We start from the raw sequence: 555 nt of genomic DNA on the forward strand, positions 1-555 counted from the left end.
ATATTGCGTTGCGCTGTGTACTGCCAATGCTTAATGAAGCAGTACGATGCTTGGACGACGGTATTATTCGCTCTCCGCGCGATGGCGATATTGGTGCGATTTTTGGTATTGGCTTCCCTCCATTCCTTGGCGGGCCATTCCGTTATATGGATCAATTCGGTTTGAAAGAACTGGTTGAGAAAATGAACGAATTTGCATCGAAATATGGCGATCGTTATGCGCCATGCGACGGACTGCTGACTAGAGCGGGTGAAGGTCGAACCTTCTACTAAGTGCTTGAAACGCTGAACATTAAAAAGGCTTGCATCGCGCAAGCCTTTTTTCGAACAGAAGTGTTTATTTCTTCTTGTCTTTTTTATCTTTGTTATGCCCTTTACCTGGGTTGTCATCGCCATGCACGCTAGCGTTTCCTTTTTTGTCTTTATCATCCCGGTTTTTAGAAGAGCAATCGTCGGATTTGACGGAAATATTGTCACCGCTTAGGCGAACACAATCTTTGCTCAATTCAAAATCGTCACCTTTTACTGTGATTTCAGCATGAGCGGCAATCGCGTA

At 44.7% G+C, this 555-nt stretch carries 2 protein-coding genes; one reads left to right on the forward strand and one right to left on the reverse strand.

Annotated elements, in window-relative coordinates:
* On the forward strand, positions 1-272 hold a 272-nt coding region (locus R7Q48_RS29945; RefSeq protein ID WP_318134031.1), incomplete at its 5' end, for a 3-hydroxyacyl-CoA dehydrogenase family protein.
* A gap of 64 nt (positions 273-336) precedes the next feature.
* On the opposite strand, the gene R7Q48_RS29950 is transcribed toward R7Q48_RS29945, so the two are convergent.
* Positions 337-549: a CG2 omega domain protein gene (locus tag R7Q48_RS29950; RefSeq protein ID WP_141179912.1), complete on the reverse strand. Its 213-nt coding sequence runs from the start codon at positions 547-549 to the stop codon at positions 337-339.
* Positions 550-555: the final 6 nt, after the last annotated feature.

This window comes from Vibrio sp. 378, from assembly GCF_033339435.1.